This is a genomic window from Pseudomonas sp. BIGb0278, from assembly GCF_024809895.1.
Classification (GTDB): domain Bacteria; phylum Pseudomonadota; class Gammaproteobacteria; order Pseudomonadales; family Pseudomonadaceae; genus Aquipseudomonas; species Aquipseudomonas shirazensis.
Map to the genome: position 1 here is coordinate 90,457 of NZ_JANUEL010000006.1, position 13,976 is coordinate 104,432.

12 protein-coding genes are annotated in these 13,976 nt (G+C 60.2%); 1 reads left to right on the plus strand and 11 read right to left on the minus strand.

Translation table 11 applies throughout. The features are described 5' to 3' along the window. Positions 1 to 96 precede the first annotated feature (96 nt). From lpdA to sdhC, 7 genes are all read right to left on the minus strand, one after another. Entirely contained in the window at positions 97 to 1,533 is a 1,437-nt protein-coding gene (gene lpdA, locus M2396_RS19195) for a dihydrolipoyl dehydrogenase (RefSeq protein WP_101318139.1), read from the minus strand. Positions 1,534 to 1,625: 92 nt separating this feature from the next. Beyond that, the gene (gene odhB / locus M2396_RS19200; protein ID WP_181108316.1) at positions 1,626 to 2,855 is read right to left on the minus strand and encodes a 2-oxoglutarate dehydrogenase complex dihydrolipoyllysine-residue succinyltransferase; all 1,230 of its coding nucleotides are present in this window, start codon (positions 2,853 to 2,855) and stop codon (positions 1,626 to 1,628) included. A gap of 42 nt (positions 2,856 to 2,897) precedes the next feature. After that, complete coding sequence (locus M2396_RS19205) at positions 2,898 to 5,729, minus strand: 2-oxoglutarate dehydrogenase E1 component (protein ID WP_101318135.1); 2,832 nt, start codon at positions 5,727 to 5,729, stop codon at positions 2,898 to 2,900. 245 nt (positions 5,730 to 5,974) lie between these two features. Beyond that, entirely contained in the window at positions 5,975 to 6,679 is a 705-nt protein-coding gene (locus M2396_RS19210) for a succinate dehydrogenase iron-sulfur subunit (protein ID WP_101318133.1), read from the minus strand. Between the two features lie 12 nt (positions 6,680 to 6,691). Beyond that, a complete protein-coding gene (gene sdhA / locus M2396_RS19215; protein ID WP_101318131.1) occupies positions 6,692 to 8,464 on the minus strand; it encodes a succinate dehydrogenase flavoprotein subunit in 1,773 nt (590 codons plus the stop codon). Positions 8,465 to 8,467: 3 nt separating this feature from the next. After that, positions 8,468 to 8,836 carry a succinate dehydrogenase, hydrophobic membrane anchor protein gene (gene sdhD, locus M2396_RS19220; protein ID WP_101318128.1) on the minus strand — a complete coding sequence of 123 codons (369 nt, stop codon included), beginning with the start codon at positions 8,834 to 8,836 and terminating at the stop codon, positions 8,468 to 8,470. Further along, a complete protein-coding gene (gene sdhC / locus M2396_RS19225; RefSeq protein WP_178080755.1) occupies positions 8,830 to 9,216 on the minus strand; it encodes a succinate dehydrogenase, cytochrome b556 subunit in 387 nt (128 codons plus the stop codon). Before sdhC ends, sdhD begins: the two co-directional genes overlap by 7 nt. Before the next feature lie 350 nt (positions 9,217 to 9,566). On the opposite strand from sdhC, the gene gltA reads away from it, so the two are divergent. Beyond that, entirely contained in the window at positions 9,567 to 10,856 is a 1,290-nt protein-coding gene (gene gltA, locus M2396_RS19230) for a citrate synthase (RefSeq protein ID WP_101318124.1), read from the plus strand. Positions 10,857 to 10,923: 67 nt separating this feature from the next. Here the strand turns inward: gltA and M2396_RS19235 are convergent, their stop codons facing one another. From M2396_RS19235 to M2396_RS19250, 4 genes are all read right to left on the minus strand, one after another. Further along, on the minus strand, positions 10,924 to 11,529 hold the full coding sequence (locus M2396_RS19235) for an START domain-containing protein (protein ID WP_101318122.1): 606 nt from the start codon (positions 11,527 to 11,529) through the stop codon (positions 10,924 to 10,926). Between the two features lie 31 nt (positions 11,530 to 11,560). Then, positions 11,561 to 11,815 (minus strand): YkgJ family cysteine cluster protein, encoded by a 255-nt coding sequence (locus tag M2396_RS19240; RefSeq protein ID WP_101318120.1) that lies wholly within the window; start codon positions 11,813 to 11,815, stop codon positions 11,561 to 11,563. A gap of 115 nt (positions 11,816 to 11,930) precedes the next feature. Beyond that, a complete protein-coding gene (locus M2396_RS19245; RefSeq protein WP_150569700.1) occupies positions 11,931 to 12,419 on the minus strand; it encodes a hypothetical protein in 489 nt (162 codons plus the stop codon). Positions 12,420 to 12,482: 63 nt separating this feature from the next. Next, positions 12,483 to 13,925 (minus strand): PLP-dependent aminotransferase family protein, encoded by a 1,443-nt coding sequence (locus tag M2396_RS19250; protein WP_101318118.1) that lies wholly within the window; start codon positions 13,923 to 13,925, stop codon positions 12,483 to 12,485. Positions 13,926 to 13,976: the final 51 nt, after the last annotated feature.

Below are 13,976 nucleotides of genomic sequence, written 5' to 3' on the forward strand. Positions count from 1 at the left end.
CCTTCGGGTGGTCCCGAAGGTCCGGTCCGGCGGACGTTCCGCGGTGAGTCATGCACGCAGGACTCACGACGGGCGACCCGCCGTGGTTTCTTATAATTAACGCTTCTTGCGGTTGGCGACGTGAATGGCACCGCCATTCACAGCCAGAGCGGCTTCATGCAGCGCTTCGGACAGGGTCGGATGGCTGAACACCATCATGCCGATGTCTTCGGCGCTGGTGCCGAATTCCATTGCGATTGCGCCCTGCTGAACCAGTTCGGCAGCCGATGGGCCAATCACGTGCACACCCAGAACGCGGTCGGTCTTGGCATCGGCGATGACCTTGACGAAACCACCGGTGTCGTTGGCAGCCATCGCACGGCCGCTGGCCGCGAACGGGAAGGTGCCCACGTTAACCTCTACGCCTTCAGCCTTCAAGGCTTGTTCGGTCTTGCCGACCCAAGCGATTTCCGGGTGGGTGTAGATCACCGATGGGATCAGGTCGTAGTTCATCTGAGCCTTGTGGCCCTTGATGCGCTCGACAACCATGATGCCCTCTTCCGAGGCCTTGTGCGCCAGCATCATGCCACGCACCACGTCACCGATGGCGTACACGCCCGGCACGCTGGTTGCGCAGTAGTCATCGACGAAGATGTAGCCGCGCTCGTCGATGTCGACGCCGCTGTCGGCAGACAGCAGTTCGGTGGTCACTGGACGACGGCCGACCGCAACGATCAGCTTGTCGAAGGTGATCTTCTGCTCGCCGTTGGCATCGGTGTAAGTCACTTCGACTTCGTTGCCGTTGACTTGCGAGCCGGTCACGCGAGCGCCCAGCTTGATGTCCAGGCCTTGCTTGGTCAGGGTCTTCTGGGCTTCCTTGGCAACTGCAGTATCGGCAGCCATGAGGAAGGTATCCAGAGCTTCCAGGACAGTTACCTGAGCACCCAGACGCGACCATACCGAACCCAGTTCCAGGCCGATCACGCCAGCGCCGATCACGCCCAGACGCTGCGGAACGGTCTGGAATTCCAGGGCACCGGTGGAGTCGACGATGACGTTCTGGTCGACCGGAGCCGGCGGAATGTCGATCGGACGCGAGCCGGAGGCCAGGATCACGTTTTCGGCTTCGATGATTTCGGTAGTGCCGTCAGCCTTGGTGACTTCGACTTTCTTGCCAGCCAGCAGTTTGCCGTGGCCCTGGATCGAAGTAACGCCGTTGGCCTTGAACAGGGTGGCAACACCGCTGGTCAGGTTCTTCACGATGCCAGCCTTGCGGCCAACCATGGCAGCAACGTCCATCTTCACTTCGCCAGTGGAGATACCGTGAACGTTGAAGCTCTCTTTGGCTTCCTTGTATTTCCAGGAGCTGTCCAGCAGCGCCTTGGAAGGAATGCAACCGACGTTCAGGCAGGTACCGCCCAAGGCCAGTTTGCCTTCGGCGTCGGTGTACTTCTCGATGCAGGCGGTGCTCAAGCCAAGCTGAGCGGCCTTGATCGCGGCAACATAGCCACCAGGGCCTGCACCAATCACTACCACGTCGAATTTCTGGGTCATAAAAGATTCCTTTTCAGCTACAAGCTGCAAGCCTCAAGCGGCAAGCGACGGGCTCGCACGGGAGCCGGCCGGTTGCCGCTTGCAGCTGCGTGTTAGATGTCCAGCAGCAGACGAGCCGGGTCTTCCAGCAGGTTCTTGATGGTGACCAGGAAGGTTACTGCTTCCTTGCCATCGATCAGACGGTGATCGTAGGACAGCGCCAGATACATCATCGGGCGAATGGCAACCTGGCCATTGACCGCCATCGGACGCTGGATGATGTTGTGCATGCCCAGAATAGCCGCCTGCGGCGGGTTGACGATCGGGGTCGACATCATCGAGCCGAATGTACCACCGTTGGTGATGGTGAAGGTACCGCCGGTCATGTCTTCGATGCCCAGCTTGCCGTCACGAGCCTTCTTGCCGAAGGTGGCGATGCCGTTCTCGATTTCCGCCAGGCTCATCTGCTCGGCGTTGCGCAGTACTGGAACCACCAGGCCACGGTCGCTGGAGACGGCAACGCCGACGTCAGCAAAGCCGTGGTAGACGATGTCGGTGCCGTCGATCGAGGCGTTGACTGCCGGGTAGCGCTTGAGCGCCTCGGTAGCGGCCTTGACGAAGAACGACATGAAGCCCAGGCGTACGCCGTTGTGGGACTTCTCGAACAGGTCCTTGTACTTCGAACGCAGAGCCATGACTTCGGTCATGTCGACTTCGTTGAAGGTGGTCAGCATCGCCATGTTCGACTGGGCTTCGACCAGACGCTCGGCGATCTTGGCGCGCAGACGGGTCATCGGCACACGCTTCTCGGTACGGTCGCCAGTGGCGGTCAGTACTGGAGCGGCAGCAGCAGCGGCTGGCTTGGCAGCAGGAGCCGCGGCAGGCGCGGACTTCTTGTTGGCAACGGCGGCAACCACGTCTTCCTTGGTGATACGACCGCCTTTGCCAGTGCCGGCGACGGTAGCCAGATCGATACCACTTTCTTCAGCCAGCTTGCGCGCGGCCGGTGCAGCGATCGGGTCGTCTTCGCCAGCGTCGGCAGCAGCGGCCGGGGCAGCGCCGCCAGCAGCAGGCGCGGCAGCAGCAGGTGCAGCGGCAGCAGCGCCGCCTTCAACGATCGAGCCCAGCAGTTCGTCGGAGAGGACGGTGTCGCCCTCGCCCTTGACGATCGGGCCGAGTACGCCGTCGGCAGTGGCGAGCACTTCCAGGACGACTTTGTCGGTTTCGATGTCAACGATCAGCTCGTCACGCTTGACGGCGTCGCCCGGCTGTTTGTGCCAGGTGGCAACGGTGCCGTCGGCAACCGATTCCGGGAAGGTTGGGGCTTTGATCTCGATAGCCATTAGCAGTGTTTCCTTAAATTCGGTTTCAGGTGCGCGAAAGCATTAAACAGTGAAGGCGTCTTGCAGCAGTTTTTCCTGCTGTTCAGCGTGCTTCGATGCGTAACCACAGGCTGGCGCGGCAGAAGCGTCGCGGCCGGCGTATTCCAGGACCAGTGCCTTGTTGTGGCGGCCCAGGATACGGCGCATGTGGTGCTGGCTGCTGTACCAGGCGCCTTGGTTCATTGGCTCTTCCTGGCACCAGACGGCGGCCTTGAGGTTGCTGTACGGCGCCAGGATTTCGACCAGGTCGTCTTCCGGGAACGGATACAGCTGCTCGATACGCACGATGGCGATATCTTCGCGGCCTTCGGCACGGCGTTTTTCCAGCAGGTCGTAGTAGACCTTGCCACTGCACAGGATCAAGCGTTCGACCTTGGCCGGATCGAGGGTGTCGATTTCCGGGATCACGGTCTGGAACGAGCCTTCTGCCAGGTCTTCCAAGGTCGACACGGCCAGCTTGTGGCGCAGCAGCGACTTCGGCGTCAGGACTACCAGCGGCTTGCGCAGCGGGCGGATCACCTGGCGACGCAGCAGGTGGTAGATCTGTGCCGGGGTGGTCGGTACGCACACCTGGATGTTGTGCTCGGCGCACAGCTGCAGGTAACGCTCCAGACGCGCCGAGGAGTGCTCAGGACCCTGACCTTCGTAGCCGTGCGGCAGCAGCATGGTCAGACCGCACAGACGGCCCCACTTGTGCTCGCCACTGGTGATGAACTGGTCGATGACCACTTGCGCACCGTTGGCGAAGTCGCCGAACTGGGCTTCCCAGATCACCAGCGCGTTTGGCTGAGTGGTCGAGTAACCGTATTCGAACGCCAGAACTGCTTCCTCGGACAGGAACGAATCGTACAGGTCGAAACGTGGCTGGCCCGGGTACAGGTTCTGCAGCGGGATATAGGTGCTGGCGTCCTTCTGGTTGTGCAACACCGCATGGCGGTGCGAGAAGGTGCCGCGGCCGATATCCTGACCGGTCATGCGGATCGGGTGACCTTCGAAGGCCAACGTGGCGTACGCCATGGTTTCGGCATAGCCCCAGTTGATCGGCAAGCCACCGGCCTGCATCTTCTGGCGGTCTTCGTAGATCTTCGACACCTGACGCTGCACGACGAAGCCTTCCGGCATCTCCAGCAGTTTGGCCGACAGGTCCTGCAAGGTCTTGAGGTCAAAACGGGTGTCGTGACGCGCGGTCCAGGCATGGCCCAGGTATGGACGCCAGTCGACGAACAGTTCGCGGTTCGGCTCCTTGACCAGGCTCTTGACCACATGCAGACCGTTGTCCAGTGCGTTGCGGTACTCGTCGATCTTGGCCTGAGCACGCTCGGCATCGACACGACCGGCCTGGATCAGCGACTCGGCGTACAGCTCACGGGTGGTGCGCTGCTTGCTGATCTGCTGATACATCAGTGGCTGGGTGCCGTTAGGCTCGTCCGCTTCGTTGTGGCCGCGGCGACGGTAGCAGACCAGGTCAACCACCACGTCACGCTTGAACTGCATGCGGTAATCGATGGCCAGCTGGGTCACGAACAGCACAGCTTCCGGATCATCACCGTTGACGTGCAGGATCGGCGCCTGAATCATCTTGGCGACGTCGGTGCAGTACTCGGTGGAACGCGAGTCGAGCGGGTTGCTGATGGTGAAACCAACCTGGTTGTTGATCACGATGTGCACGGTACCGCCGGTCTTGAAACCGCGGGTCTGCGACATCTGGAAGGTTTCCAGTACCACACCCTGGCCAGCGAACGCAGCATCACCGTGAATCGAGATCGGCAGTACCTTGTCGCCAACGCTGTCGTTGCGACGGTCCTGACGGGCGCGCACCGAACCCTCCACCACTGGCGAGACGATTTCCAGGTGGGACGGGTTGAACGCCATGGCCAGGTGAACTTCACCACCCGGGGTCATCACGTTCGACGAGAAGCCCTGGTGATATTTAACGTCACCCGAGCCCAGCTCGTTCATCTTCTTGCCTTCGAACTCGTCGAACAGCTCGCGCGGGTTCTTGCCGAAGGTATTGACCAGCACGTTCAGACGGCCACGGTGGGCCATGCCGATCACGACTTCCTTGGTGCCGTAGGAGCCCGAGCGCTGGATCATTTCGTCCAGCATCGGGATCAGGCTCTCGCCGCCTTCCAGACCGAAGCGCTTGGTACCTGGATACTTGGTGCCCAGATACTTCTCGAGGCCTTCACCTGCGGTGACACGCTCAAGCAGATGCGCCTGCACATCAGCGGAAAACTCCGGACGCCCACGCACGCTTTCGAGACGCTGCTGGAACCAGCTACGCTGCTCGGAATCGACGATATGGGTGAACTCGGCGCCGATGGTGCGACAATATGTCTTCTCCAGCGCATCGTGAATTTCGCGTAGGCTCGCTTCCTCTTTGCCGATGAACAGGTCGCCGGCACGGAAGGTCGTATCAAGATCGGCATTGGTCAAGCCGTAGTGATTGATCGACAGGTCTACGGGCGCAGGGCGCTGCCACAACCCCAACGGGTCGAGCTTGGCAGCCTGATGGCCGCGCATACGATAGGCCTGGATCAGTCGCAGAACTTCAACCTGCTTCTTCTCGTGTTCACTGCTCACGCTCCCGGCGGAAACCGGTTGAGCGCGGCGCTGGTTCTTTGCCAGCAGTACGAAATGGTCGCGGATTGTCGAGTGCGATACATCGGTAGCGGTGCTGCCGTCGGCGGGCAACTTCTGGAAGTAGGTGCGCCACTCTTCTGGCACAGCGTTAGGGTCGTGCAGGTAGAGTTCGTAGAGCTCTTCCACATATGCAGCGTTACCACCTGAAAGGTGGGCGCTTTCCCACATGCGCTGCATCACGCTTTCTTGCATGCTTGGTCACCCTCGTTCGGGGACGAATCGGCAAGTACCTCAATACGCATGAGAAAGCCCGAGAACAGCGACCAATCACGCCACCGAGGATCCTGCAGATTTTCCGGGTACCAGCCCGGAAGCCCCTGCTGGTCTCAAATCTTCATAGGTAATGGGCGTGGGCCTTATCGACCCCTGCCCGGGTTTCACCTCCGCGCGGGCTCACCACCCGCGCTTCAGTGTCTTGCACTTGCTACAGCTGTGTATCAGGTGCCGCTTTGCAGCAGCATGTTACGTACGTGACCGATTGCCTTGGTCGGATTCAGACCTTTAGGGCAAACGTTTACGCAGTTCATGATCCCGCGGCAGCGGAATACGCTGAACGGGTCATCCAGGGACGCCAGGCGCTCCTGAGTTTTCGTGTCGCGGCTGTCGGCCAGGAAGCGATAGGCCTGCAGCAGTGCAGCTGGACCGAGGAACTTGTCCGGGTTCCACCAGAACGACGGGCAGGAAGTCGAGCAGCAAGCGCACAGGATGCACTCGTACAGACCGTCCAGCTTCTCGCGCTCTTCTGGCGATTGCAGGCGTTCGATAGCCGGAGCTGGCGAATCGTTCTGCAGGAATGGCTTCACCTTCTCGTACTGCTTGTAGAAGATGCTCATATCGACGACCAGGTCACGGATAACTGGCAGGCCCGGCAGCGGACGCACGACCAATTTGTTACCTTTTACTACGGCAGACAGCGGCGTGATGCACGCCAGACCGTTCTTGCCGTTGATGTTCATGCCGTCGGAACCACAGACGCCTTCACGGCAGGAGCGACGATAGGAGAAACCTTCGTCCTGCTCCTTGATCAGTGCCAGCACGTCCAGCACCATCAGGTCCTTGCCACCGGTGTCGACTTCGAAAATCTGAGTTTTCGGCGCCGAGTCGGTGTCCGGGTTGTAGCGATATACTTCGACTTTCAACATAGCGGCCACCCCTTAGTAAGTCCGGATTTTTGGCTCAAACGCCGGTACGGTCTTCGGTGCGAAGTTGACTGCGCGCTTGGCAACCCGCTTCTCACCTGGGAAGAACAGGGTGTGGCACAGCCAGTTTTCGTCGTCACGATCTTCGAAGTCTTCACGGGCGTGAGCACCGCGCGACTCTTTACGCACTTCTGCGGCGATCGCAGTAGCTTCGGCAACTTCCAGCAGGTTCTGCAGCTCCAGCGCTTCGATCCGCGCGGTGTTGAAGGCCTGGGACTTGTCGTTGATCTTGACGTTGCCAATACGCTCGCGCAGCTGAGCCAGCTGCTCGATTCCCTTCTGCATGTATTCGCCGGTGCGGAACACGCCGAAGTAGTTCTGCATGCAGCTTTGCAGCTCGCGACGCAGGGTAGCCACGTCTTCGCCATCAGTGCGCTGATTGAGCTTGTTCAAGCGGCTCAGGGCGACTTCGATGTCGGTGTCGCTGGCGTCGGTGTAGGTGATGCCGTCGGACAGCGCTTTTTCCAGGTGCAGACCAGCAGCACGACCGAACACCACCAGGTCGAGCAGCGAGTTGCCGCCCAGGCGGTTAGCGCCGTGAACCGATACGCAAGCCACTTCACCCACGGCGAACAAGCCCGGGATGATCTGGTCGACGCCGTCGGCGTCCTGGGTCATGGCCTGACCATGAATGTTGGTGGCAACGCCGCCCATCATGTAGTGGCAGGTTGGTACGACCGGCACCGGCGCGACCACTGGGTCGACGTGGGCGAAGGTCTTGGACAGCTCGCAGATGCCTGGCAGGCGGCTGTGCAGCACTTCTTCGCCGAGGTGGTCGAGCTTGAGCATCACGTGGTCGCCATTCGGACCACAGCCGTTACCGGCGATGATTTCCTTGACCATCGAGCGGGCCACAACGTCACGACCGGCAAGGTCCTTGGCGTTAGGCGCATAGCGCTCCATGAAACGCTCGCCGTGCTTGTTGATCAGGTAACCGCCTTCACCGCGGCAACCTTCGGTGACCAGTACACCAGCGCCGGCGATGCCGGTCGGGTGGAACTGCCACATTTCGATGTCTTGTACCGGAACGCCTGCACGCAGGGCCATGCCGATACCGTCACCGGTGTTGATCAGGGCATTGGTGGTCGACGCGTAGATACGGCCCGCACCGCCAGTCGCCAGTACAGTGGCCTTGGCCTTGATGTACAGGGTTTCGCCGGTTTCGATGCAGATCGCGATCACACCAACGAATGCGCCGTCCTGGTTTTTCACCAGATCGACTGCGTAGTACTCGTTGAGGAAGGTGGTGCCGGCTTTCAGGTTACCCTGGTACAGGGTGTGCAGCAGCGCGTGACCGGTACGGTCGGAAGCTGCGCAGGTGCGCGCCGCCTGACCGCCCTTGCCGAAGTCCTTGGACTGGCCACCGAACGGACGCTGGTAGATACGGCCAGTTTCGGTACGCGAGAACGGCAGACCCATGTGGTCCAGCTCGAACACCGCAGCCGGGCCTTCCTGACACATGTATTCGATAGCGTCCTGGTCACCAATGTAGTCCGACCCCTTGACGGTGTCGTACATGTGCCAGCGCCAATCGTCGTTCGGGTCAGCCGAGGCGATTGCGCAGGTGATGCCGCCTTGGGCGGATACAGTGTGCGAGCGGGTCGGGAAGACCTTGGTGATCACGGCAGTCTTGTGACCGCCCTGGGCCAGCTGCAGCGCAGCGCGCATGCCGGCACCGCCACCACCAACAATGATGGCGTCGAATGAAATCGTTGGAATCATAGCCATGAATCAGATACCCCAGAGAATCTGCACACCCCAGACGAAGTAAGCGAACATCGCAACGCCGCATACCGCCTGGAACAGGAAACGAATCGCAGTCGCCGACTTGCCCAGCGCCATTGGCGTCAGGTAGTCAGTGGCGATGGTCCACATGCCGACCCAGGCGTGAGCGCCAAGGGCCACCAGGGCCAACAGACTGAAGATTCGCATCGCATTGTTGGAGAACAGAGCGTGCCACTGGGCAAACTCGATACCCGGGTGGGCGACGAGGTAGCCGATCAGGAAGATGAAGTAAGCCGCGAGAACGACCGCAGATACGCGCTGCGCCATCCAGTCATAGAGGCCCGAACGCGAGAGGTTCGTGACGTTAGTTACCATATCCAAACTCCTGCCAGCACGATCACCACTACGGAAACAGCGATGATGATTTTCGAGCCCAGTCTTCCGCCTTCCAGTGTCTCACCGACGCCCATGTCCATGATCAAATGGCGCACACCGGCAACCAGGTGATACAGCAGGGCAGAGAGGAGACCCCACGCCACGAACTTGGCCAGCGGACTGGTCAAGCACGCCTTCACCTCGCCGAAACCTTCCTCCGAACCCAGGGATTTGCTCAATGCGTAAAGCATGATCGCCAAGCCCAGGAAGAGAATGATGCCGGAGACACGGTGCAGGAATGACGTAATACCGGTAATGGGGAGTTTGATGGTCCTTAGGTCTAGGTTTACAGGTCGTTGGCTTTTCACGGCTTTTTTCACACTGAAGAGCCCCAAGCTAACAGGGCAAAGTTGTTGGTAAGTGTACTGGTCAGGTACCCACCACCCAGAGAACGGCGACCCCCAGCAATCGGGCTTGCAAGCCCTTGGCGGTCGGCTGCCGAGTATAGACAGTTAGGCTGCTTATGACAACGTGATGGGCTAGCCCAAATAGCGCATTGCCTTTAGCGAACAAAAGGCGTAAACGGGCGCCAATTTCTTGAAAAATCAGGCCTTAGGGGGTGATTCAACCCACCTTTAGGCAAATTGACATCTGAATTTATCCCTCTATAGTGGTGCGGGCCCTGCGTGGGGGGTCTGTCTGATGATTTCAAGCATTAATAGGAGGCCACATGGCTGACAAAAAAGCGCAGTTGGTCATCGAGGGCGCAGCCCCCGTCGAGCTGCCCATTTTAACCGGCACCGTTGGTCCCGATGTAATCGACGTCCGCGGGTTGGGGGCTTCTGGTCACTTCACCTTCGACCCAGGTTTCATGGCGACTGCCTCGTGCGAGTCGAAGATCACCTACATTGACGGCGACAAGGGCATCCTGCTGCACCGCGGCTACCCGATCGAGCAGCTCGCCGAGCAATCGGACTACCTCGAAACCTGCTACCTGCTGCTCAACGGCGAACTGCCGAATGCTGAGCAGAAGGCGCAGTTCGTCAGCACCGTCAAGAACCACACCATGGTTCACGAGCAGCTGAAGTCGTTCTTCAACGGTTTCCGCCGCGACGCTCACCCGATGGCGGTGATGTGCGGTGTGGTCGGCGCCCTCTCGGCGTTCTACCACGACTCCCTGGATATCAATAACCCGCAACACCGCGAAATTTCCGCGGTGCGCCTGGTCGCGAAAATGCCGACCCTGGCAGCGATGGTTTACAAGTACTCCATGGGCCAGCCGATGATGTACCCGCGCAACGACCTGTCGTACGCGGAAAACTTCCTGCACATGATGTTCAACACCCCGTGCGAGATCAAACCGATCAGCCCGGTGCTGGCCAAGGCGATGGACCGGATCTTCATCCTCCATGCCGACCACGAGCAGAACGCTTCGACCTCCACCGTACGTCTGGCCGGTTCGTCGGGTGCCAACCCGTTCGCCTGTATCGCAGCCGGCATCGCCGCGCTGTGGGGCCCGGCACACGGCGGCGCCAACGAAGCCGTACTGACCATGCTCGATGAAATCGGCGATGTTTCCAACATCGACACTTTCATCGCCAAGGCCAAGGACAAGAACGATCCGTTCAAGTTGATGGGCTTCGGTCACCGCGTCTACAAGAACCGTGACCCGCGCGCCACCGTGATGAAGCAGACCTGCGACGAAGTCCTGCGCGAGCTGGGCATCAAGGACGACCCGCAACTGCAACTGGCCATGCGCCTTGAAGAGATCGCTCTGACCGATCCGTACTTCATCGAGCGCTCGCTGTATCCGAACGTCGACTTCTACTCGGGGATCATCCTCAAGGCGATCGGCATTCCGACCAGCATGTTCACCGTGATCTTTGCCCTGGCACGTACTGTCGGCTGGATCTCGCACTGGAAAGAAATGCTCTCCAGCCCGTACAAGATTGGCCGTCCACGCCAGCTGTACACCGGTGAGCCGCAGCGCGATATCGTCAACCTGACGGATCGCAAGTAAGCATCGCTGGTTTAATGCTGAATGCGTAAAAAAGGCTGCCCTCGGGCAGCCTTTTTGCATTTGCCGATCAGGGCTTCTCGGCGCGCTCGCGCAGCGCCTGCAGGGTATTGAACGGTGCATCCACGACGAATTTGTTGGCGAGCCAGGACGGCACGCTGCCACCTGGTTCGGTGTGCACCTGATAGGTCACCTCAGTGCTGTCACCCTTGGGCACCAGCTTCCAGAAGCCTTCAACCTTGGCCACCCGCACAAAACCCTTTTCTGCCGGCAGATAATCGGGCTTTTCTTCCAGCGTGCGCAGCAGGCTGCCGTCCGCTTGCTGAGTGGTGGTAACCAGCATCACCGAGTCGCGCGGGGTAACCAGCGGCGGCGTATTGAAGCGGCTGTAAGTCCAGGTTTGATCACCCTCATGCTTGAGCAGCTTCTGCGACTCGCACTCATGGATCCAGGCACAGGCCCCGGCGACGTCTTCCTGCAGCGCCTTGACCTTGGCCAGCGGTGCCTTGATCACCGTCACGCCGCGGTAGGCCTTGTACTGCGATCCTGCCACCTCGCTGAGCGACACGGTGATGCCGTCCTTGTCCTTGGCCACCTGCCAGTTTTCTGCCCAGGCGGCCGGAGCCAACAACACACCCATGCCACACAGCAGTGCAATACGCTTGAACGATCTCATCATGCTTATCCTTGTTGTCGAAGATACCGTGTCACGCCGCCGTCATCTGCTCCAGCCAGCCAAGAAGCCTGATTGCCTCGTCACTGTCACTGCCACACACCTCGACATCGGCCTTGAAGCCACCACACACTGCGGGGCGCTCCGGCCTGCCGAAAAGCTCACAGAGATTGCTCGGCGTCAGGTGCAGGCAGCGCTCACCGGCCGGCTTGCCATGTGGCATGCGCGGCATGGGCGAGCTGATCGAAGGGGCGATGCAGCATGCACCGCAACCCTCTCGGCATTTCATCAAGTCTAGACTCCTGGAACAAAACGGGACGAACGTCCCTGATAGTAACGACTCAAACATTCGTTTGAAATTGCTGGCCAGATGAAATCTGCCGTGACCCGGCAGTCAGTTGCAGTTACTGGCGGAATTGAAAATCGATGGCAGCGCCTTCGACTTCACGCCGGCTGTCATTGCGCAACTGCAGCTGCATCTCGTTGTTGATCAAGCGCCCGTTGAGCTGAAATGGGCTGTCATCCGCCGGCGGGTTCTCCGGGAACATCGACGGCAGCAGAGGCTTGCGCCGTTGCGACGACAAGGTATTCACCTCCGGCTCCAGCTTGTCGACCAAGTGCGTAGGCAAGCTGAGGTCGAGCTTGGTCTTGGGTACCGGTTTGGCCACAGCCTTGCTGACTGCCTTGCGCTTGTTTCTCGCCACAGGCTTGGCCTTGGCCTTCTTCCGTACCGCAGCCTTTGCCGGGGGCGTGCTCGCCTTGCCAGCGGTGGCTTTGCTGGCCGCCTTGGCCGGGGCAGCGACGGGCGCTGTGGACGCAGCCTGCAGCGCACCGCTGGAGAAACACAGCGGAGCCAGGCAAAACAACAGGGCAAAACAGCGAAGCGCTTTCATGAACTCCATAAACACCGCTGAATGACAGGACTATGCTGGCGGTTCCGCCTGAGTCTGGCAAGACTAGAACAGTGAACTGGCCGAGTCTTTGCACAATTGATGGGCCAGCAGGCCAAGGGTGATCACGGCGCGCTCGGCTTCCTTGTTCCACGGGATACCGCAATTGAGCCGAATACAGTGGTTGAACTGCTCGGTATTACTGAAGATCAACCCTGGCGCGATACTGATGCCCTGCTCCAGCGCGCGCACATGCAACTCCTGGGTGTTGACCCGCCCAGGCAGACTCACCCAAAGGATGAAACCGCCGGTTGGCCGGGTCATTTGCGTGCCCTCAGGGAAGTGCTGCTGCACCGCCAACTGATACGCACTGAGGTTCTTGCGGTATTCCTGGCGGATAAAGCGCAGGTGGCGGTCATAGCCGCCGTTTTCCAGGTACGCCGACACCCCCATCTGAGTCACGCTGCAAGCCGAGTGGGTAGTGAAAGTCTGCAAGCGCTGGATCTCGGCCTGATAACGGCCGGCAATCATCCAGCCCACCCGTACGCCGGGCGATAAGGTCTTGGAAAAGCTCGAGCAGTAGATCACCCGATCCAGCCGGTCGTAGGCCTTGAGTGCCTTGGTGCGGCCCTGTTCGAACATCAGCTCGCCGTAGATATCATCCTCGACGATCTGGATGTCGAAGTCCGACGCCAGCCGCAGCAGCTGCTTCTGGCGCTCTTCCGGGATGGTGCCGCCAAGCGGGTTGCTCAATCGCGCAGTCAGTACCAGCGCCTTGATCGACCACTGATTGGCCGCCAGCTGCAATGCCTCAAGGCTGATGCCGTTGGCAGGGTCGCTGGGGATCTCGATGACTTTCAGCCCAAGCAGATCAGCCAGTTGCAGCAGGCCGTAATAGGTCGGCGACTCGGCTGCGATCAGGTCGCCCGGCCGGGTCAGCACGCGCAGCGACATCTGCAGCGCATCGACACAGCCATGGGTCACGATGATCTCACTCGGGTCGACCAACACACCGGCATCACGCATGCGAATGGCTATCTGTCGACGCAGTGGCTCGAAGCCCGGGCTGAACATGTAACTGAACGCGCGCGGGCTATGAAAACGGGTGACCTTGGCCAATTGCTGGTGTAGCGCTCGTACCGGCAGATAGTCGACATGCGGCACGGCAGCGCCGAACGGGAATACGCCATCCCGACGTGCCTCGGTCAGTACCTGCTGGATGATGGTCGCGCGGGTGACCAGGCCAGGCCGCTCGACGCGGGCGATGTCCGGCGTCTGCGCAGTCAACGCTGGCGTCTGGTGCACATAGTAGCCGGACTGCGGCCGTGCGCGGATCAGCCCCTGGTCTTCCAGGTTGGCGTAGGCCTGAAGCACGGTTGCGTGGCTGACATTGAGCTGCGCGCTCATCTTGCGCACCGACGGTACTCGCTCCCCGGGCTGGTAGACACCGCGACGGATGTCCTCAGCCAGTTGCTGGGCGATGCGCTGGTACAGCAGCAGGTTGGTCATGACGGATTCTCGAAGCGCGGACGGGTCGTTGTTTTTATGCGACTCACTGAT

Coding starts and splice junctions, on each gene's coding strand:
- lpdA (WP_101318139.1), bottom strand. CDS start 1,533: ATGACCCAGAAATTCGACGTGGTAGTGATTGGTGCAGGCCCTGGTGGC.
- odhB (WP_181108316.1), bottom strand. CDS start 2,855: ATGGCTATCGAGATCAAAGCCCCAACCTTCCCGGAATCGGTTGCCGAC.
- M2396_RS19205 (WP_101318135.1), bottom strand. CDS start 5,729: ATGCAAGAAAGCGTGATGCAGCGCATGTGGGAAAGCGCCCACCTTTCA.
- M2396_RS19210 (WP_101318133.1), bottom strand. CDS start 6,679: ATGTTGAAAGTCGAAGTATATCGCTACAACCCGGACACCGACTCGGCG.
- sdhA (WP_101318131.1), bottom strand. CDS start 8,464: ATGGCTATGATTCCAACGATTTCATTCGACGCCATCATTGTTGGTGGT.
- sdhD (WP_101318128.1), bottom strand. CDS start 8,836: ATGGTAACTAACGTCACGAACCTCTCGCGTTCGGGCCTCTATGACTGG.
- gltA (WP_101318124.1), top strand. CDS start 9,567: ATGGCTGACAAAAAAGCGCAGTTGGTCATCGAGGGCGCAGCCCCCGTC.
- M2396_RS19235 (WP_101318122.1), bottom strand. CDS start 11,529: ATGAGATCGTTCAAGCGTATTGCACTGCTGTGTGGCATGGGTGTGTTG.
- M2396_RS19240 (WP_101318120.1), bottom strand. CDS start 11,815: ATGAAATGCCGAGAGGGTTGCGGTGCATGCTGCATCGCCCCTTCGATC.
- M2396_RS19245 (WP_150569700.1), bottom strand. CDS start 12,419: ATGAAAGCGCTTCGCTGTTTTGCCCTGTTGTTTTGCCTGGCTCCGCTG.
- M2396_RS19250 (WP_101318118.1), bottom strand. CDS start 13,925: ATGACCAACCTGCTGCTGTACCAGCGCATCGCCCAGCAACTGGCTGAG.